Below are 18023 nucleotides of genomic sequence, written 5' to 3'. Positions count from 1 at the left end.
GGTAGTGCATGCCCGCCGCTTGAGCCAGCGGCGCAGGTGCGCCCGCACGCCTGGCCCGCGCAGGCGCCGGCCGCGTTCGGTGACCGGCACCTGCTCGGGGTGCGTCAGGTCGAAGGCCAGGTGCGCGGCCGACGGATAGCGCTGCGCGGCCTCGGGCTCCAGGCAGCGCAGGATGATCTCCTGCAGCCACTCGGGCACCTGCGGCCGGTGGCGACGCGGCGGCGCGGGCGTCATCCACAGCCGCTGGCGCAGGCCGCCGCGCGTGGTGGGGGCACCGAAGGGCAGCTCGCCCGTGGCCAGTTCGTACAGCATCACGCCGATGGCGAAGAGGTCGCTGCGCAGGTCGCCGCGCACGCCCACCACCTGCTCGGGCGCGATCCAGGCGGGCGAGCCCACGGCCTCGCGCATCTCCTCGGCCAGCAGGTCGGGGTAGTGCGCGTGGCACGAGAGGCCGAAATCCAGCAGCACCGCGCTGCCGTCCGCGCGCAGCAGCACGTTGGCGGGCTTGAGGTCGAGGTGGCACACGTTCTGCTGGTGCAGGCTGTGCGCGGCGTGCGCCATGGCCGCGCCCAGTCGGGCCACGGTGGTGGCGTCCGGCGGCTGCGGCAGGTCCAGCCAGTGCTGCAGCGTGTGGCCTTCGATGTATTCCATCACCAGGTAGGGCAGCCGCGCCAGGTCGCCCGCGGCGACGAAGCGCGGCACGTGGCTGCCGCTCAGCGTGGGCAGGATCTGCAGCTCCACCTCGAAGCCGACGATGGTCTCGGCGCCATCGCCCGCCGTCATGCGCGGGATCTTCATCGCCAGCGGAAAGCCCGCGTCGCGCGCGGCGCCTGCATAGCCCACGCGGTACACGTGCGCCATGCCGCCCGCGTGCAGGCATTCGTGCACGACGAAGCCGTCCACCTCGGTGCCGGGCGCGAGCAGCTTCATGCAGCGCTCCGGGCGGGCCGCGCGATGGCCGCGCTCAACGCCCCAACTCCAGCCGGTCGGCGAAGAACGCAGGCAGGCCGGCGGCGCGCACGGCGGCCGCGGCCGCGGCATGGTCGTAGGGCACGCGGTGGAAGGTGACCGTCGCGGCGTGGTCGTCGAACAGCGCATACATGGCGCGCACGTCGCGGTCGCGCGGCTGGCCCACGGAGCCCGCGACGCCCAGCCACTGGCGGTGCGGTGGCACCGGCACGGGCACGCCGGGCTGCGGCGCAAAGCGCATCAGCTTGGCGGTGGGCGTGAGGAAATACAGCGCCTGCTCGTGCACGTGGCCGCAAAACACGTAGCGGATGGCGGGGTCGAGCTGGCTGGCCGCGGCCATGCTGCGCTCGGCCGCGCCCGCGTCCTGCACATAGTGCCAGTGGCTGGGCTGGTCGGCGCTGGCGTGCACCAGCAGCGTGTTCGCACCCAGGCGGCGCGTGAGCGGCAAGGTGGCCAGAAAGGCGCGGTGCCGGGGCGACAGTTGCGCATGCGTCCACTGCGCGCTCTGGTCGCCCATCTGGGTGGGCGTTGCGGGCGGGTCCAGCGCCGCGACGTCGTGGTTGCCCAGCACGCAGGGCGCGCCCTGGGCCGCCAGGGCCATGGCCTGCTCGACCACGGCCACGGGGTCGCCGCCGTAGCCCACCAGGTCGCCCAGCAGCGCGAACTGCTCGGCGCCCTGGGCGCGGGCATGCGCCAGGCAGGCATCGAGGGCATGGCGATTGGCGTGGATGTCGGCGAGCAGGGCGATCTTCATGGCGGACGCGGCGGGTGCGCGAGGCTGGGGTCAAGGGTGCGAAAAGGCATCGGCCCGCGGGGGCGGGGCCGCCTGCGATGATGGCTCCGAATGGTGCCATTGGCGGGGGTGAGTGCGCGGGAAGCGCAAAAAAGGTGCCATCGCGCGGGTGTCGCGGCGTGCATCGCCGCCGGGTGTCGCTGCGGCGCCCCGCTGGCGCCCGCTTCGATGGAGCGATTCGCTATATTTTTAGTAGCGCCCGAGGCAGATGAAACCCCGGCATCGCGGCCATCGGGCCATGAAGGCGTACCGGGCCCCACGCAAAAAGCCCCCCGGCCGCGTCGGATCGCGGCCGGGGGGCTTTTTTCAGGCCAATGCCGATCAGGCCAGCGTGATCGTCACGTCGATGTTGCCGCGCGTGGCGTTGGAGTAGGGGCAGACCTGGTGGGCGGCGTCCACCAGTTGCTGCGCCTGGGCGCGGTCCAGGCCGGGCAGGCTGACCTTCAGGCGGGCGGCGATGCCGTAGGCGTTGGGGATCTTGCCCAGATCGACTTCGGCGTCCACGGACACGTCCTGCGGCACGGCGATCTTCAGTTGGCCGCCCACGGCCTTCAAGGCGCCGATGAAGCAGGCGGAATAGCCGGCGGCGAAGAGCTGCTCGGGGTTCGTGCCCGTGCCGCTGGTGCCGGGGGCGGAGAGCGTCACGTCCAGGCGTCCGTCATCGGTGCGCGAGGCGCCGTCGCGGCCGCCGGTGGTGTGGGCGCGGGCGGTGTAGAGGACTTGGTCGAGCGATGGCATGGTGATTCCTTTGCAGTGAATGCCCGCGGTGCGAGCGGTTGAGGGACAAAAAAGACAACGAAAGCGAGAACGACAAAATCGGTGAGGACGGGGCTGCTAGCCGGAGCCGATCCGGCGGCGCAGCTGCTGCAGCTGCCGGGTCAGCGCGGTGAGTTCGGGCAGGGTGCACTGGCTGCTTTCCAGCACGCAGGCGGGAATGGCTTCGGCGCGATCGCGCAGGGCCCGGCCGGCGGGGGTGAGCGTGGTGCGCACGCGGCGCTCGTCCTGCGCATCGCGCAGCCGCGTTACCAGGCCCGAGGCCTCCAGGCGCTTGAGCAGCGGGGTGAGCGTGCCGGAGTCGAGGAACAGGCGCTCGCCCAGTTCGGAAACGGTGATGCCGTCGCGCTCCCAGAGCGACAGCATCACCAGGTACTGCGGGTAGGTGAGGCCGATGGACTCCAGCAGCGGCTTGTAGAGCTTGGTCATCGCCAGCGACGCGGAATAGAGCGCAAAGCAGACCTGGTTGTCCAGCTGCAGCAGAGCGGGGCTGGGCGTGGAGACCGGGTGGGCGATGGCGTCGGGGCGGGGCATGGGCTGGATTGTGATGCCCAATTAAATTGCGCGCAATTGAATTGGGCATCACCCCATCGGCGCTGGGGGTTTGACGTGCGGCGTGCAGGCGGCAGCGCCGAATGGGTGTAGTGCGGGGCGGTGGAAGGTCCTTTGGCGCGTGCGTCCTGCCGCCGAGGGTGTGCGTCAAAGTGGCCTCCGGCGCAATGAATTCTAGGGCATTGTGCTATTAAAAATATAGCAAAAGGCCCTGACCCGTTGGAGGAGGCCGGGGCTGCCCATGCCCCGGGTAAGGTCAGTAAGCGTACACGCCATGCCCGGTCTTGCGGCCCAGGCGGCCGGCGGCCACCATTTCCTTGAGCAGCGGGCAGGGGCGGTATTTGCTATCGCCGAACTCGGTCAGGTACACGTTCATCACCGCCAGGCACACGTCCAGGCCGATCATGTCCGCCAGCGCCAGCGGGCCGATGGGCTGGTTGCAGCCGAGCTTCATGCCCGCGTCGATGTCCTCGGGCGTGGCCAGGCCCTCGGCCAGCACGAAGAACGCCTCGTTGATCATCGGCACCAGGATGCGGTTGACCACGAAGCCGGGCGCGTTCTTCACGGTGATGGGGCTCTTGCCCAGCGACTCGGACAGGGCCTTCACCGTGTCGTGCGTGGCATCGCTGGTCTGCAGGCCGCGGATGATCTCCACCAGCGCCATCATCGGCACCGGGTTGAAGAAATGCATGCCGATGAAGCGGTCGGGCCGCGACGTGGCGGCCGCCAGTTGCGTGATGGAGATCGACGAGGTGTTGGAGGCGATGATGACCTCCGGCGCCACGATGGCGTCCACCTGCTTCAGGATCTTCACCTTGAGCTCGTGGTTCTCGGTGGCCGCCTCGATCACGATCTGCGCGGCCTTGAGGTCGTCGTAGTTCGTCGAGGTGCGGATGCGCGAGAGGGCCGCGTCCTTGTCTGCGGCGGTGATCTTTTCCTTCTTGATGAGCCGGTCCAGGCTGCCGGCCACGGTGGCCAGGCCCTTTTGCACGGCGGCCTCCGAGATGTCCACCATCACCGCGTGGATGCCCGACACGGCGCAGGCCTGCGCGATGCCGTTGCCCATGGTGCCTGCGCCGATGATGCCGACGGTCGTGATCGTCATATAAAGTCTTTCCGGCCAAATAGCCAAATCAAAAAACAGGGGTTGCGCGGATCGGCGTGATCGTATCGGCAATCGCGGGCGGCGCGGCCGGTGCGCCGCCCCAGCGGCCGCGGCCGCTGGCACAGAGGAGACAACGGACATGTTCGACTACATCGTGATCGGCGGTGGTTCGGCCGGCTGCGTGCTGGCGGGGCGCCTGACCGAAGACCCCGCCGTGCGCGTGTGCCTGCTGGAGGCTGGACCGCCCGACACCAGCGCCCTCATCCACTGCCCGGCCGGCATCGCCCTGATGGCGCGCACCGGCGCCTTCGGCTGGGGGCAGCACACCACGCCACAGCCCGGCCTGAACGGGCGCCGTGGCTACCAGCCACGCGGCAAGGTGCTGGGCGGCTCCAGCTCGCTCAACGCCATGATCTACCTGCGCGGCCAGCCGGCCGACTATGACCACTGGGCCGCCGAGGGCAACCCGGGCTGGGCCTGGAGCGACGTGCTGCCGTACTTTCGCCGCGCCGAGCACAACGAGCGCGGCGCCGACGCCTTTCACGGCACGGGCGGCCCGCTGAACGTGATGGACCTGCCGGCGCCCCACCGCATCGCGCGCGATTTCATCGAGGCCGGCGTGCAGGCCGGCCATGCCCGCAATCCCGACTTCAATGGCGCCACGCAGGAGGGCGTGGGCTGGTACCAGGTCACCCACCGCGCGGGCGAGCGCTTCAGCGCCGCCAAGGCCTACCTCGCCCCGCACCGCGGCCGGCCCAACCTGCAGGTGGTGACGCACGCGCGCGCCACGCGCATCCTGTTCGAGGGCCGGCGCGCCGTGGGCGTGGAGTACCGCCAGGGCGGGCAGTCGCACACGGTGCGCGCTGCGCGCGAGGTGCTGCTGAGCGCGGGCGCGCTGCTGTCGCCGCAGTTGCTGATGCTGTCGGGCGTGGGGCCGGGCGCGGCGCTGCAGCGCCATGGCATTGCCGTGGTGCACGACCTGCCCGGCGTGGGCGAGCATCTGCACGATCATCCCGACGTGGTGCAGGTGATGGACGCGCCGCGCCTGACGGACCTGTTCGGCCTCTCGCCCACCGCCGCGTGGCAGATGCTGCGCGGGGTGCGCGAATGGCGGGCGCACCGGCGCGGCATGCTGGTGACCAATTTCGCCGAAGCCGGCGGCTTCATCCGGAGCCGCCCCGAGGAGGCCGCGCCCGACCTGCAGCTGCACTTCGTGATCGGCAAGCTCGTCGACCACGGCCGCCGCACGCTGCTGGGCCACGGCTACTCATGCCACGTGTGCCTGCTGCAGCCCCTGAGCCGCGGCCGGGTGACGCTGGCCGGTCCCGATCCGCATGCCCTGCCGCTGGTGGACCCGGCCTTCTTCGCCGATCCGGACGATCTGCAGCGCATGGTGCGCGGCGTGCGCCGCATGCGCGATTGGCTGGCGCAGCCGGCGCTGGCCGCCCATGGCGCGCGCGATATGCCGGCCTCGGCCGCGGCGCAGACCGATGAGGCCATCGGGCAGTTCATCCGCCAGCATGCCGACACGGTGTACCACCCGGTGGGCAGCTGCCGCATGGGGCCCGGCGCGATGGACGTGGTGGGCGCGGACCTGCGCGTGCACGGCCTGGACGGCCTGCGCGTGGTCGATGCGTCGGTCATGCCGCGCATCGTGAGCGGCAACACCAACGCGCCGACCATCATGGTCGCGGAAAAGGCAGTGGACCTGCTGCGCGCAGCGGCCTGAGGCGGATCGCGCAGCTACGCTGCTGGTGGGGCCTCAAGGCGTGTTCCATCAGGCCTGGAACCGCTTGCGCGTGAGCGCCAGCGCCGTCCAGAACGCCACCACCGTGGTGACCACCAGCACCAGGCCGTGGCGCAGCGGGTGCGCGGGCCACTGGTCCATGAACAGCGGGCGCACCAGTTCCACCGCGTTGGCCAGCGGCAGCCAGTCGGACACATGGCGCACCACGGCGGGCAGCTGCTCGCGCGGGAAGAACACGCCCGACAGGAACATCATCGGCGTGAGCACCAGGGTGAAGTAATAGGTGAAGAAGTCGTAGCCCTTGGCCAGCGCGTTGAAGATCAGCGCGATGCTGGAGAACATCACCCCCACGAACAGCAGCACGGGCCAGGCCACGAGCAGCTTGGGGCTGTGGCTGATCTTCAGCGCCAGCATCACGCCCAGGATGGCGGTGACGGTGAACACGGCCTTGAAGGCGGCCCACAGCATCTCGGCCAGCACCACGTTGTCCAGGCTGACCGGCGCGTTCATGATCCCGTCCCAGGTCTTTTGCACGTGCATGCGCGAGAAGGCCGAGTACAGCGCCTCGAAGCTGGCCGCGTTCATGGCGCTCATGCAGATGGAGCCGCTCGCCAGGAACAGGATGTAGGGCACCTGCGTGCCCCCCACGTTCACCTGGCCCACCAGCGCGCCCATGCCGTACCCGAAGGCGACCAGCCACATCAGCGGCTCGGCGATGTTGCCCACCAGGCTGGGGATGGCCAGCTTGCGCCACACCAGCAGGTTGCGCAGGAAGACGGGCCACCAGCGGGCGGACAGCTCGGGCGCGCGCCAGATCGAGGGGGTGGCCGGTCGGGCCGGCGTGGCGGGGCTGGGGTGGGGGGCGGTGGACATGGCGCTATTGTGCGGCGGCCGAGCGACGGGCCGCGGCCGGGCTCACAGCACCTTCACCGCCCGGCCGATGTACTGGATCGGGCCGGTGGGCTTGCCGATGGGCGAGCCGCTCGGGGGCTCCAGCGTCAACTCGAACAACTGGTTGGGCTGCAGCGGCGGCAGCTTTTCCAGTGCCAGCTGCAATGACTGGCCGGGCTGGACCAGTCCCAGCGAGACCGGGCCACTCCAGCTGTCGGCCTTGGTCCAGAACTCCAGCGCGCGGCCCGCGGGCACTTCGGCCACGCCCAGCGGAATGAGCTGGAGCGCGCTGGGCGAACTCGCCTGCACGACCCAGCCGGGCGCCTTGTCCTGCGGTGCCACCAGCACCACCATGAACTGCGGGGGCGTGGCCTGCGGTGCCACGCGGGTAACCAGCACCGCGGCCAGCACGGCCGCCATGGCAAAGCCCGAGCCCGCCAGCCCGCGCCACAGGCCCAGGTGGTTCCACCAGTTTCGGGAAGGCCGGGCCGGCGCCGGCCGGGGCGCTGGTGAGGCGGCCGGTGAATGGGAATGTGAATGGGCGGCCGGCGCGCTGGCCTGTGCGCCGTCGGCGGCCTGCAGCGAGGCATCGATGCGCGTCCACAGCTGGGCCGGCGGTGCGATCGGCTCGGCCAGCCCGGTCAGCGGCAGCAGCCGCGCTTCCCAGTCGGCCACGGCGCGCTGCAGGGCCGGGTCCGATGCCATGCGCTGCGCCAAGCGGGCGCGGGCGGCGGCGGACAAGGTGCCCAGCACGTACTCGCCGGCCAGCAGGTTCAGGTCTTCGGGCACGGCGGGATGGGGGATCGGCGCGGTCATGCCATGCACTCCCGCAGCGAGTTCAGGCTGCGCCGTATCCACGCCTTCACGGTGCCCAGCGGCGCGCCCAGGCGTTCGGCGATCTCGCCGTGCGAGCAGCCATCCACATAGGCGTGCAGCACGCAGTTGCGCCGCGCCGGGTCCAGGCCCTCCAGGCAGTGCTGCAGGCGGCCCAGGCTGGCGTTGAGTTCGAAGGCTTCCGCGATCTCGCGGTGGGCCTGCACCGACTGCTCGGCCTCCAGGGCCTGCACGGTGTCGTCGTCCACGTCGAGGTGCGGCCCGCATCGCGCACGGCATTCAGGGCCAGGTTGCGCACCACGCTGTAGATCCAGCCGCGGGCGCTGCCCCGGCTGGCATCGAAGCTGCCGGCGCGCGTCCAGATGTTCACGCAGGCGTCGTGCACGATGTCCTCGGCGAGCGCGCGCTGCCGCACGATGCGCCAGGCCACGCCCAGCAGGCGCGGCCCCTCGTGCTCGTACAGGCGGCGCATGGCCTGCCGGTCGCCCGCCGCGCAGCGGGCCAGGGTGGCTTCGTAGTCGAAGTCGTCGTCAGCGGCAGGCGTGGAAGGCAAGGGGCGGTGGCTCCAGCGGTCGAAGGCCGGGCGCTGGCGTCGATCGGCCGCCCGGAACGTGGGCCGCATGGTAGCCGACATGACCGTGCTCCAAAGGCTTTCGACCCTGAAAGACCCGCCCGGGCCGTCAGGCGGCCTTCCAGAAGATGTAGTCGGCCTGGTACTTCACGGTCTGGCGGTCGCCCTTGTTGGTGGCGGTGCAGGCCGCGGCCGGGGCCACGCCGCCCTTGAGCGCCACGCGCTGGATGAAGGTCACGCCCGTCAGCGCGCCCGAGCCCATGGCCGGGTTGGCCTTCACGAGCTGGTAGGGCAGGTTGCCGGTGCCGGCAGGCGCCACGGCCAGCTGCGTGGCGGTGACCTTGGAGCCGTCCTGCGCCTCCCAGGTGGCGGGCGGGCCGTAATACGTGCCCACCTGCTTGCCGCTGCGGTCGTTCAGCACGGCCTTCGGTCCCACGAACACCCATTCGGTCTGGCCGGGCATGTTGGCCTTGTCGCGGCATTCGTAGGTGATGTCGCCCACGCCCACGGTTTCCCAGGCCACCTTGTTGCCGGCCGGCACCTTGATCGACTCGGGCAGGCTGTCCTGCGAGAACTTCGGGCCCGATGCCGACATGGAGCCGCAGGCCGCGAGCAGGGCCGCGGCGGCGATGGCGCCGGTCAGGGGGATGAGGCGAGAGAGCGTTGGCTGGATGGTCATGGCGTTTCCCTTGTCTTCGGTTGGGTTGAAAAAAGCAGCAGCAATCTCCGCTGCTGCAGGTACTACCCACGGGAACGCCGTTTGGATGCAGGCCGCGCGAAATATTTTTTCGAAAGCCGCGCGGCCCGGCTTTTTTACCAGGCGGCCGGTTCAGCCGTCTTCGCGGATCTGCCGGCCGGTGAGTTTCAGGAACAGGTCTTCCAGGTTGGCCGGCCGGTGCAGCGTGCGCAGGTGCCCGTGCGTGCTGAGGGCGGCCAGCAGCGGCCGGGCGTCGTGCGTGTAGAAAAACACCGTCTCGCCGCTCACCTCCACGCGGGCGGCGAGCGGGCGCAGGGCGGCGTCTTCGGCCAGCGCCACGGCGCCCACGCCGAACAGTTCCACCACGTCGGGCTCCAGGTGCTCGGCGATCAGCTCGCGCGGGCGGCCTTCGGCGATCTTGCGGCCGTGGTCCAGCACCAGCAGGCGCGAACACAGGCGCTCGGCCTCGTCCATGAAATGCGTGGTCAGCAGGATCGACTTGCCCTGCTGCACAAGCAATTGCAGGCGCTCCCACATCAGGTGGCGGGCCTGCGGGTCCAGGCCGGTGGTGGGCTCGTCCAGCAGCAGCAGGCGCGGGTCGTTCACCAGGGCGCGGGCCAGCGACAGGCGCCGCTTCATCCCGCCCGACAGCTCGCCCGGCTTGGCGCCGGCCTTGTGCGTGAGTGCCGCGAACTCCAGCAGGCGCGGCACGCGCTCCTGCATCACCGCGCCCTTGAGCCCGAAGTAGCGGCCGAAGATGCGCAGGTTCTCCGCGCAGGTGAAGTCCGGGTCCAGCGTGTCGAACTGCGTCACCACGCCCAGCTGCGCCTTGATGGCCAGCGCGTCCTGGGGCATGGCCAGCGGCGTGCCGGCCCCTTCCGGGTGGAAGTGCACGCTGCCGCCGTCGGGCGCGGTCAGGCCCAGGCACATGCGGATGGTGGTGGTCTTGCCGGCGCCGTTGGGGCCGATGACGCCCAGGCATTCGCCGGGCGCGATGGAGAACGAGACATCGTCGACCACCGTGGCATCGCCGTAGCGCTTGTGCAGGTGATCGATCTGGAGAAGGGGGGGATGCGCCATGGGCGTCTATTATTGTTCGCCGTCCTCCGGGACCGAGCCCCCGTTTTTTCCCGACCCTTCTTCTTCATTCCATCCCTTCACCTGCTATGACCACTCTCGGCACCCCCCTTTCGCCCTCGGCCACCAAAGTCATGCTGCTCGGCTCGGGCGAGCTGGGCAAGGAAGTCCTCATCGCCCTGCAGCGCCTGGGCGTGGAGACCATTGCCGTGGACCGCTACGAGAACGCGCCCGGCCAGCAGGTGGCCCACCACGCGCGCACCATCACCATGAGCGATCCGGCCCAGCTCAAGGCGCTCATCGAGGCCGAGCGGCCCCACCTCGTGGTGCCCGAGATCGAGGCCATCGCCACGCCCATGCTCGAAGAGCTGGAGGCCGCCGGCACCGTGCGCGTGATTCCCACCGCGCGCGCCGCGCGCCTGACCATGGACCGCGAAGGCATCCGCCGCCTGGCCGCCGAAACGCTGGGCCTGCCCACCAGCCCCTACCAATTCTGCAATTCGCTGGAAGAGCTGCAGGCGGCCATTGACGGCGGCATCGGCTACCCCTGCATCGTCAAGCCCGTGATGAGCAGCTCCGGCAAAGGCCAGAGCAAGATCGACGGCCCGGCCGACGTGCAAAAGGCCTGGGACTACGCCATGGCCGGCGGCCGCGTGAGCCATGGCCGCGTCATCGTCGAAGGCTTCATCGACTTCGACTACGAGATCACCCTGCTCACCGTGCGCGCGCTCGGCGAAGGCGGCCAGCCCGAGACGCACTTTTGCGAACCCATCGGCCACATCCAGGTCAGCGGCGACTACGTGGAAAGCTGGCAGCCCCAGCCCATGCGCCCCGCGGCCCTGGAGCGCGCCCGTGAGATCGCCAAGGCCGTGACCGACGACCTCGGCGGCCAGGGGCTCTTCGGGGTGGAACTGTTCGTGAAGGGCGATGCCGTGTGGTTCAGCGAGGTGAGCCCCCGCCCGCACGACACGGGCCTGGTCACCCTGGCCACGCAGGTGCAGAGCGAGTTCGAGCTGCACGCGCGCGCCATCCTGGGCCTGCCCGTCAACACCGCCCTGCGCAGCCCGGGCGCCAGCGCCGTCATCTACGGCGGCATGGATGCGCAAGGCATCGCCTTCGACGGCGTGGACGAGGCCCTGCGCGTGCCGAACACCGACCTGCGCCTGTTTGGCAAGCCCGAGAGTTTCGTGAAGCGGCGCATGGGCGTGGCGCTGGCGTTCGATGCCGATGTCGAGGTGGCGCGGGAGCGGGCCAAGCTGGCGGCCGGCAAGGTCAGGCCACGCAAAGCGTAAGCATCGGCATTCACACCACCGATCCGACCGCGGTGGCGGGGCGCTGTCGTCGGGGGCCGAATCGAAACGGCAGGCATGCGCGCAGCGTGCCGGCCCCCCGGAGCGTGGCCTCCTTGCCGGGCGCCGCCATGGCGCTCGCCCCTTCATCGCAACGGAATGGGAAAGCACCCGTTCCTGGCACATCCCCCGTCCTTCTGAAGCCGCCCCTTCAATGGCCCGGAGGCTCGACGGCCTCTGCGCAGCGCCATACCGTCACCATCCTGTCATCGAAGCGAAACATGGAATGAATAACATTTGCTAACAAACACCCCTGGCCCCCATGTCCGCAAATTCCGAGTACCTGAGCAGCTTTCGGCCCCGTTTCCGTCAGCCCAGTGCGGCGGACCTGTGCACCATGGTGCCCTGCATGACGACCGACCAGACCAACGAACAGGTCATGGAGGTGTTCGGCCAGCACCGCGACCTCGTCAGCCTGCCTGTCGTGGAGGGTCGGCAGCCCATCGGGCTGATCAACCGCAACATCTTCCTCTCCCAGATGAGCAAGCCGTTTCGCATGGAGCTCTACGGCCGCAAGAGCTGCATCGCGTTCATGGACAAGGAACCGCTGATCGTCGATGCCGCGCTGGACATCGAGGCGCTGACGTTCAAGACGGTGGAATGCGGCGAAAAGGCCCTGTCGGATGGTTTCATCATCACCCACGAGGGCGCCTTCATCGGCGTGGGCAACGGGCTGCAGCTGATGCGTGTGGTGGCGGACATGCAGGCCTCGCGCAACCGCCAGGTCATGCACAGCATCGAATACGCGAGCGTGATCCAGCAGTCCACGCTGCGCAGCTCGCTCGAGGCGCTGGCACGCGTGTGCCCCGGCGCGCACCTGGTCTGGGAGCCGCGAGACGTGGTCGGGGGCGATTTCTACCAGTTCAGCACCGAGCCTGACGGCTGGTTCGCCACCGTCGCCGACTGCACGGGCCATGGCGTGCCGGGCGCTTTCATGACCCTGATCGCCTCCACCAGCCTCAACCAGGCGATCAAGCAGCACGGCGCCCGCGATCCCGCGCAGCTGCTGGGCAGCGTGAACCGCAGCATCAAGCAGATGCTGGGGCAGCAGGATGCGCAGGAAGGCACGGAGCGCTCCAACGACGGCATGGATGCCGCCTGCTTCTGGTTCGAGCCGGCGCAGGGGCGCCTGGTCTTCGCGGGGGCCCGGCTGTCGCTGTTCCTGGTGCGGCCCGGCGCCGACGCGGTCGAGATCATCGAGGGACAGCGCAAAGGCGTGGGCTACGTGGACAGCGACTTCGATTTCGCCTGGAACAACCAGGAGCTGATCCTGCCCCCCGGCACGCTGGTTTTCGTCAGCACCGACGGCCTGATCGACCAGGTGGGCGGCCCGCGCGCGATCGCGCTGGGAAAACGCCGCGTGCGGGAGCTGCTTTTCGAGCAGCGGGAGCGCACGCCCGCGGAGATCAACCGGGCCGTGCTCGATGCGCTGGAGCAGTGGCAGGGCCAGGGCGATCACCACCGCCGCGACGACCTCACCTTTTTTTGCTTTCGCACCTGAGACGGAAATCCGCCATGCCCTCGTTCATGAACGCTGAAAACCCCGGTTCCTTCTTCAACCTGGCCAGGCAGCACCGCGTCATCTTCTACTACGTGGGCTACTTCTCGCAGAACATCATCGCGGCCATGGCCGATGCGGTGAAACTGCAGCTGGAGGTCGCCGACGTGGCGGGACCGACCCGGCGCAAGCTGTTCTCGTCCTTCGTGGAGATGGCGCAGAACATCATCCATTACTCCGCCGACACCCTCACGCCGCCCAGCCATGACAACGGCGAACTGCGCCACGGCTCGGTGTGCATCCGCCGCGAAGCCGACGGCAGCTTCCTGCTGCTGTGCGCCAACCCGGTGGAGCCCCGCATCGCCGACGAACTGCGCGAGAAGCTGGCCGCGCTGCGCAGCATGACGCTGGAAGAGATCAAGCAGGCCTACCGCCAGACCCTGCGCGAGGAGACCCCCGAGGGCAGCAAGGGCGCAGGCATGGGTTTCCTCACCATGGCACGCGACGCCCGTGAGCCGCTGGAATTTGGCTTCGACGCGACGCAAGGACCCGACCAGGCACCGGTGTTCTATCTGAAAGCGGCGATCTGACGCGCCAAGCCCGCAAACGAATCGAGATCACAGATGGACAACCTCTACATCGCACCGACCCCCAGTTCACCCGAGGTGGACTTCAAGTTCGACGCCCATACGCTGAGCTTGCGCGGCGAGTCCTACCCCGAGAATGCCGCGGCGTTCTATGGCGACGTTCTCACGCAGCTCAGGGCCTACCTGGCCGGGCAGGTGGACACCAAAATCGAGGTGAGCATCGCGCTCGCCTACTTCAACAGTTCGAGCACCAAGATGCTCTTCAACCTGATCGAGGCGCTCAGCGATGCGGCGGGCGCGGGCAACGAGGTCGTGGTGCACTGGTACCACGATGAGGAGGACGACACCATCCTCGAATTCGGCCAGGAACTCAGCGAAGACTTTCCCGCCATCCATTTCTCAACCCACCCCGTCAGCGCGGCCTGATGCCCATGGACGCCGCGACCCCCCCGGACCTGTTCGAAGCCGAAAACCAGGCCTTGCTGGTCGCACGCAGCGCCTACCAGCGGCATGCAGGCCTGGAAGAGGCCCCCTGCCGGCAGGCGCTGGGGGACCTGCTGGTCGCCTACGAGCGGCTGCTGCGGGAGACGCGCCGCCTGGTGCGCCGCAGCGACCGGGCGGAGCTGGACATGAACCAGCTGAACCTTCGGCTGCAGGACCTGGCGGCCCAGCTGGAGTACCGGGCCAACCACGACCCGCTGACCGGCGTGCTCAACCGGGCGGCCATCATCGAGCGGGTCAACCAGCAGCTGCGAAGCGGCGGCCTCGCGCTGATCGTGCTGGACATCGACCATTTCAAGCGCATCAACGACAGTTTTGGCCACCCGATGGGCGACCGGGTGATCCTGGGCGTGGTCGCCTGCCTGCAGGCCGTCGTGCCCCCGACCGCGCAGGTCGGCCGGGTCGGCGGCGAGGAATTCACCGTGGTGCTGCCGGGGCAGGGCCACGACACGGCGATGCCGGTGGCCGAGGCCTTGCGCCAGGCCATCGAGTCCCACCGCTTCGACCTGCCCGATGGCAGCGGCATCACGGCCAGCTTCGGGCTGAGCTGCCTGGCGCAGGGCGGCACCTTCGACAACGCCTACGGTCTGGCGGACGAGGCCTTGTACGTCGCCAAGCGCGGCGGCCGCAATCGCGTGTCGCTCGCCCCGTGCAGCCGCCACCTGCCTGCCGCATGAACGCCGGGGTGGTGCCCGACTGTCCCGCGCCGCAAGTCGCCGCCGCGCGCACCGTCCGCACCCGCGACCCGCAGGGCGGGCCCGACTGGCGGATCCTCGTCGTGGACAGCGACGCGGGCGTGCATGCGGCCATGCGCGTGGCGCTGCAGGGGCGCACGCTTTTCGGCCGCGCCCTGGTGTCGCGGCACGCTTTTTCGGGCGAAGAAGCGCGCGCGTTGCTCGTGGGCGAGCCGAACGTGGCGATGGTGCTGCTCGACGTGGCTTCGGAGCCAGTGGGCGGCGCCGTCGCGGCAGCCGGCACCCCCTTGGCGCTGGTGGACTTCATCCGCCACACCGCACGCCTGCCCAATGCACGCATCGTGCTGCGAACGGGCCAGCCCGGGCCAGTCATGGACCTGGACACCCTGCTGCAGTACGACATCAACGACTACCGCCCCAAGTCCGAGCTGACGCATGACCGGCTGCTGGCCCTGGTCGTCACCTCCGTGCGGTCCTACCAGCGGCTGTGCGCCGCCGAGGCCAGCCGCCGCAGCCTGGAACTCATCGTGCGGTCCAGCGCGTCCTTGCTGGAGACCACCGATCCGCGGGCTTTCGCCTCGGGCGTCATCACCCAGCTGGCGGCATTGCTGGGTGTCGCATGCCATGCGCTGGTGTGCGCGCAGCAGGGAGAGACTGCAGACCGGTTTCAGGTGCTGGCGGCGGCCGGCCGGTTCGCCGGCCTCGCCGACGGCCCGTTCGATGCCGTTGCCGCCCGGCCCGAGTGGAGCGTGCTGCGCCGTGTGCTGGAAGGCCGCGGCAATGGGTATGCCGCCGATGGCGGCGTGGCGCTGCACATCGGGCACCAGGGCCGGCAGGGCATGGCCGTCTTCATCGACGTGCCCGCGGCGCGCGGCGCGCTCGATACCCAGATGCTGGACGTCTTCTGCGCCAACCTGGGCACCTTGCTGCACAACCACGGCCTGCTCGCGCGGCTGCATGAATATGCCTATTACGACCCGCTGGTGCGCCTGCCCAACCGCGCGCACTTCGTCGAGAAGGTGGACGAATGCGCCCGCCTCGGCACGCGCGGCCACATCCTGGCGCTGCTCGACATCGACGATTTCAGCGCCACCAACGACGTCATGGGCCACCGCTTCGGAGACTGCCTGCTGGAGCGGGTCGCCCGCGCGCTGTCCGCGGCACTGCCGCCGGGTGTGCTGCTGGCCCGCCTGGGCGCGGACACGTTCGGCGTGCTGGGGGCGGCGGCGCAGGTGTCGCTGCAGCGGCTGCTGGACTGCGTCCGCCAGCCCCTGGCGGTGAATGGCGTTGCGCAAAAGGTGTCGCTCACCTGCGGCTATGTCTTCCTGCCCGAGGTGCCGCAGGCGGGCGCCGATCTCGTCAAGGACGCCACCATCGCCTTGAAGCGCGCCAAGCGCGACCACCGCGGTCAGCACCTGGAATATTCGGACCACATGGGGGCCGAGGCCCGCACCCGTGCGCTGCTGCTGTCCGACCTGCGGGCGGCCATCGACACGGCCAAGCTCTTTCTGGTCTACCAGCCGCAGATCGACCTGGCGACCCGGCGCCTGGTGGGGCTGGAAGCCCTGGTGCGCTGGCGCGCGGACGACGGCCAGCTGATATCGCCCGACCAGTTCATTCCGGTGGCCGAGCATTCGGGACTCATCGTGGCGCTGGGCAAGTGGGTGCTGTCCACCGCGTGCGCCTGCATGCGGGAGTTGCTGGCGGCGGGCCATGCACCCGGGCGCATGGCGGTCAACGTGTCGTCCGTGCAGTTGCAGGACCCCGCCTTTTTCGACACGGTCTGCGCGGCCCTGGCGGACAGCGGGCTAGAGGGGCCGCAGCTGGAGCTGGAGATCACGGAGTCGGTGGCCGCGCTGCCCACCCAATTGCTGAACTCGACCCTGTCCAGCCTGCGCGCGCAAGGCATCTCCATCGCGATCGACGATTTCGGCACGGGCTATTCCTCGCTGAGCTACCTGGAGCGCCTGGCGCTCGACCGCATCAAGATCGACCGCTCCTTCGTGCGCCACCTGGGCGAGCCGCACGGCGTTCGCATCGCGGAAATGGTGGCGCAACTGGGTCGCAAGCTCGGGCTGCAGGTGCTGGCCGAGGGCATCGAGGATGCCGCCGCGCTGCGCGCCCTGCTGGACATGGGCTGCCATGAGGGCCAGGGGTACCACATCGCCGTGCCGATGGAGAAGGGGGCCCTCATGGCCTGGCTGCAGCAACGGCGGTGAGCCGGGGCCGAGTTCGCCACCCGGGAGTCTGCCCACGATTCGTTTCGCGCCGTCTCTGGTGACACTTTGCAGCATGCGCCCACGCCCATCTGTGCCTGTTGCGATGGGTTTTGGTTAGCATGCCACTCCACATCAAAAGGGAGTCTGATTTGTTGCTGATCGAACAGACGGGGCGCATGGTTCCTCCGAGAGTCAAGCCCGCCACCAGCCCTGCGCTCGCGTTAGGCACCATGCACATCACCACCGGCATCGTCATTCATCCAAAGGCGAAGTGGTGAATCGATTCATTGGGTGGGCGTTTTTGGCGTTGCCTTTTTGCGCCAACGCCAGCGATTCCTTGCTCAAAGCCCAGGTGGAGTCACTGCCCATTCACGTGCAAAAGGTCGAAACCTGCGGCGCCTGGAGCCAGGCGGACCGGGCAGGTTACTACCGCGTGGTCGTTGTCGATGTGCACGAAGGGGCGGGCAGCGAGATCTACGTGCAGTGGCTCACGCAGCCGACGCAGGAGGCGAGGTCGGAATTGGTCCGGACCCTGGCGTTTCCCGAACTCAATGACGACCACAGCCAGTACGCCATTCAGGAAATGCGGTGCAGGAAGGTGGGCAGCGGAATCGAGATCGCGATCAAGGCGCAGTACGAGCACGACACGGTGGAAAAGACCCATGCCATTCGGGTCCTTGTCAAAGCAGCGGGAACCTACGCGATATCGGGCATGGCGCGCGGCAGCCAACGGCGCTGAGCCTGGATGGGGTGTGCTGCGCATCGCTCGGCGGACGATGCCCTGCCAACCGTTTCGAGCGCAGCCTCGTCATCCCCTGCGCGTGGAGCCCCGCGCCAGCAGCGCTCCTTCCAGCACCACCCGCCGTACCGTCCGTTCGGGCTCTGCCAGCCGCTGCAGCAGCAACTCGGCCGCGGTGCGCCCGATGTCGTAGGTGGGCTGCGCGATCACCGTCACGTCCAGGGCCGGCAGGGCCGTCCAGTCGTTGTTGTCGAAGCCGGCCAGGCCGATGTCGTTCGGCATCGACAGGCCCGCGGCCTGGATCGCGTGCACCGCGCCCAGCAGCAGCAGGCCGTTCGTGGCCAGCAAGGCGTCCGGGCGCGGCATGTCCCCGGGGCCCGCCAGCAGCGCCGTGGCGGTAGCCATGCCGGCCTCGCGCGTGGGGG

The 18023-nt window shown here is 69.4% G+C and carries 18 protein-coding genes and 3 pseudogenes; 9 read left to right on the top strand and 12 right to left on the bottom strand.

Translation table 11 applies throughout. The annotated features are described in order from the left end of the window. The 5 genes and pseudogenes from AC27IO_RS11705 to AC27IO_RS11685 form a co-directional block, all read right to left on the bottom strand. Nucleotides 1-930, bottom strand: a pseudogene (locus AC27IO_RS11705) (serine/threonine protein kinase); the annotation flags it as partial. 34 nt (nt 931-964) lie between these two features. Next, complete coding sequence (locus tag AC27IO_RS11700) at nt 965-1723, bottom strand: metallophosphoesterase family protein (RefSeq protein WP_498739043.1); 759 nt, start codon at nt 1721-1723, stop codon at nt 965-967. Nucleotides 1724-2083: 360 nt separating this feature from the next. Then, nucleotides 2084-2500, bottom strand: a complete 417-nt coding sequence (locus AC27IO_RS11695) for an organic hydroperoxide resistance protein (RefSeq protein WP_272567092.1) — start codon at nt 2498-2500, stop codon at nt 2084-2086. A 96-nt stretch (nt 2501-2596) separates the two neighbouring features. After that, nucleotides 2597-3070 carry a MarR family winged helix-turn-helix transcriptional regulator gene (locus AC27IO_RS11690; RefSeq protein ID WP_498739042.1) on the bottom strand — a complete coding sequence of 158 codons (474 nt, stop codon included), beginning with the start codon at nt 3068-3070 and terminating at the stop codon, nt 2597-2599. 274 nt (nt 3071-3344) lie between these two features. Next, nucleotides 3345-4193 (bottom strand): 3-hydroxybutyryl-CoA dehydrogenase, encoded by an 849-nt coding sequence (locus AC27IO_RS11685; RefSeq protein ID WP_284402859.1) that lies wholly within the window; start codon nt 4191-4193, stop codon nt 3345-3347. A 139-nt stretch (nt 4194-4332) separates the two neighbouring features. Here AC27IO_RS11685 and AC27IO_RS11680 point away from each other — a divergent pair, with 139 nt between their 5' ends. Then, complete coding sequence (locus AC27IO_RS11680; RefSeq protein WP_498739041.1) at nt 4333-5922, top strand: GMC family oxidoreductase; 1590 nt, start codon at nt 4333-4335, stop codon at nt 5920-5922. Between the two features lie 48 nt (nt 5923-5970). On the opposite strand, the gene AC27IO_RS11675 is transcribed toward AC27IO_RS11680, so the two are convergent. The 6 genes and pseudogenes from AC27IO_RS11675 to AC27IO_RS11650 form a co-directional block, all read right to left on the bottom strand. Next, nucleotides 5971-6813 carry an ABC transporter permease gene (locus AC27IO_RS11675; RefSeq protein ID WP_272567099.1) on the bottom strand — a complete coding sequence of 281 codons (843 nt, stop codon included), beginning with the start codon at nt 6811-6813 and terminating at the stop codon, nt 5971-5973. Between the two features lie 42 nt (nt 6814-6855). Continuing rightward, nucleotides 6856-7647 (bottom strand): anti-sigma factor, encoded by a 792-nt coding sequence (locus AC27IO_RS11670; RefSeq protein ID WP_498739040.1) that lies wholly within the window; start codon nt 7645-7647, stop codon nt 6856-6858. After that, nucleotides 7644-8218: pseudogene (locus AC27IO_RS11665) on the bottom strand (sigma-70 family RNA polymerase sigma factor). Before AC27IO_RS11665 ends, AC27IO_RS11670 begins: the two are co-directional and overlap by 4 nt. Before the next feature lie 127 nt (nt 8219-8345). Further along, on the bottom strand, nt 8346-8915 hold the full coding sequence (locus AC27IO_RS11660; RefSeq protein WP_272567102.1) for a DUF3455 domain-containing protein: 570 nt from the start codon (nt 8913-8915) through the stop codon (nt 8346-8348). A 150-nt stretch (nt 8916-9065) separates the two neighbouring features. Continuing rightward, nucleotides 9066-9407, bottom strand: a complete 342-nt coding sequence (locus AC27IO_RS11655; RefSeq protein WP_498739044.1) for an ATP-binding cassette domain-containing protein — start codon at nt 9405-9407, stop codon at nt 9066-9068. A 15-nt stretch (nt 9408-9422) separates the two neighbouring features. Next, nucleotides 9423-9938 (bottom strand): annotated as a pseudogene (locus tag AC27IO_RS11650) (ATP-binding cassette domain-containing protein); the annotation flags it as partial. 161 nt (nt 9939-10099) lie between these two features. Here AC27IO_RS11650 and purT point away from each other — a divergent pair. The 8 genes from purT (at nt 10100) to AC27IO_RS11610 (ending at nt 17598) form a co-directional block, all read left to right on the top strand. Then, nucleotides 10100-11302 (top strand): formate-dependent phosphoribosylglycinamide formyltransferase, encoded by a 1203-nt coding sequence (purT, locus tag AC27IO_RS11645; RefSeq protein ID WP_317356057.1) that lies wholly within the window; start codon nt 10100-10102, stop codon nt 11300-11302. A gap of 319 nt (nt 11303-11621) precedes the next feature. Then, the gene (locus AC27IO_RS11640; RefSeq protein ID WP_284429520.1) at nt 11622-12860 is read left to right on the top strand and encodes a SpoIIE family protein phosphatase; all 1239 of its coding nucleotides are present in this window, start codon (nt 11622-11624) and stop codon (nt 12858-12860) included. Between the two features lie 14 nt (nt 12861-12874). Next, on the top strand, nt 12875-13447 hold the full coding sequence (locus AC27IO_RS11635) for a SiaB family protein kinase (RefSeq protein WP_284402851.1): 573 nt from the start codon (nt 12875-12877) through the stop codon (nt 13445-13447). Between the two features lie 33 nt (nt 13448-13480). After that, entirely contained in the window at nt 13481-13870 is a 390-nt protein-coding gene (locus AC27IO_RS11630) for a DUF1987 domain-containing protein (RefSeq protein WP_284405222.1), read from the top strand. Between the two features lie 5 nt (nt 13871-13875). Continuing rightward, complete coding sequence (locus tag AC27IO_RS11625) at nt 13876-14622, top strand: GGDEF domain-containing protein (protein ID WP_498739039.1); 747 nt, start codon at nt 13876-13878, stop codon at nt 14620-14622. Next, a complete protein-coding gene (locus tag AC27IO_RS11620; protein WP_498739038.1) occupies nt 14619-16859 on the top strand; it encodes a putative bifunctional diguanylate cyclase/phosphodiesterase in 2241 nt (746 codons plus the stop codon). The genes AC27IO_RS11625 and AC27IO_RS11620 overlap by 4 nt, the downstream gene beginning before the upstream one ends. Nucleotides 16860-17008: 149 nt before the next feature. After that, nucleotides 17009-17137 (top strand): hypothetical protein, encoded by a 129-nt coding sequence (locus AC27IO_RS11615; protein WP_284429518.1) that lies wholly within the window; start codon nt 17009-17011, stop codon nt 17135-17137. Between the two features lie 59 nt (nt 17138-17196). Continuing rightward, the gene (locus AC27IO_RS11610; protein WP_498739037.1) at nt 17197-17598 is read left to right on the top strand and encodes a hypothetical protein; all 402 of its coding nucleotides are present in this window, start codon (nt 17197-17199) and stop codon (nt 17596-17598) included. 69 nt (nt 17599-17667) lie between these two features. Here the strand turns inward: AC27IO_RS11610 and AC27IO_RS11605 are convergent. Then, on the bottom strand, nt 17668-18023 hold a 356-nt coding region (locus AC27IO_RS11605; protein WP_498739036.1), incomplete at its 5' end, for a substrate-binding domain-containing protein.

The sequence above is a fragment of the Acidovorax sp. KNOB132 genome, assembly GCF_057541515.1.
Note: the sequence above shows the minus strand (reverse complement) of the source record. Positions and strands in the feature narration are given on the sequence as shown.

Excerpts from the sequence above, each read along its gene's own strand:
- AC27IO_RS11690 (WP_498739042.1), bottom strand. The coding sequence starts at position 3,070 with ATGCCCCGCCCCGACGCCATCGCCCACCCGGTCTCCACGCCCAGCCCC.
- AC27IO_RS11695 (WP_272567092.1), bottom strand. The coding sequence starts at position 2,500 with ATGCCATCGCTCGACCAAGTCCTCTACACCGCCCGCGCCCACACCACC.
- AC27IO_RS11620 (WP_498739038.1), top strand. The coding sequence starts at position 14,619 with ATGAACGCCGGGGTGGTGCCCGACTGTCCCGCGCCGCAAGTCGCCGCC.
- purT (WP_317356057.1), top strand. The coding sequence starts at position 10,100 with ATGACCACTCTCGGCACCCCCCTTTCGCCCTCGGCCACCAAAGTCATG.
- AC27IO_RS11680 (WP_498739041.1), top strand. The coding sequence starts at position 4,333 with ATGTTCGACTACATCGTGATCGGCGGTGGTTCGGCCGGCTGCGTGCTG.
- AC27IO_RS11660 (WP_272567102.1), bottom strand. The coding sequence starts at position 8,915 with ATGACCATCCAGCCAACGCTCTCTCGCCTCATCCCCCTGACCGGCGCC.
- AC27IO_RS11670 (WP_498739040.1), bottom strand. The coding sequence starts at position 7,647 with ATGACCGCGCCGATCCCCCATCCCGCCGTGCCCGAAGACCTGAACCTG.
- AC27IO_RS11635 (WP_284402851.1), top strand. The coding sequence starts at position 12,875 with ATGCCCTCGTTCATGAACGCTGAAAACCCCGGTTCCTTCTTCAACCTG.
- AC27IO_RS11700 (WP_498739043.1), bottom strand. The coding sequence starts at position 1,723 with ATGAAGATCGCCCTGCTCGCCGACATCCACGCCAATCGCCATGCCCTC.
- AC27IO_RS11640 (WP_284429520.1), top strand. The coding sequence starts at position 11,622 with ATGTCCGCAAATTCCGAGTACCTGAGCAGCTTTCGGCCCCGTTTCCGT.
- AC27IO_RS11625 (WP_498739039.1), top strand. The coding sequence starts at position 13,876 with ATGGACGCCGCGACCCCCCCGGACCTGTTCGAAGCCGAAAACCAGGCC.
- AC27IO_RS11655 (WP_498739044.1), bottom strand. The coding sequence starts at position 9,407 with ATGGACGAGGCCGAGCGCCTGTGTTCGCGCCTGCTGGTGCTGGACCAC.
- AC27IO_RS11675 (WP_272567099.1), bottom strand. The coding sequence starts at position 6,813 with ATGTCCACCGCCCCCCACCCCAGCCCCGCCACGCCGGCCCGACCGGCC.
- AC27IO_RS11685 (WP_284402859.1), bottom strand. The coding sequence starts at position 4,193 with ATGACGATCACGACCGTCGGCATCATCGGCGCAGGCACCATGGGCAAC.
- AC27IO_RS11630 (WP_284405222.1), top strand. The coding sequence starts at position 13,481 with ATGGACAACCTCTACATCGCACCGACCCCCAGTTCACCCGAGGTGGAC.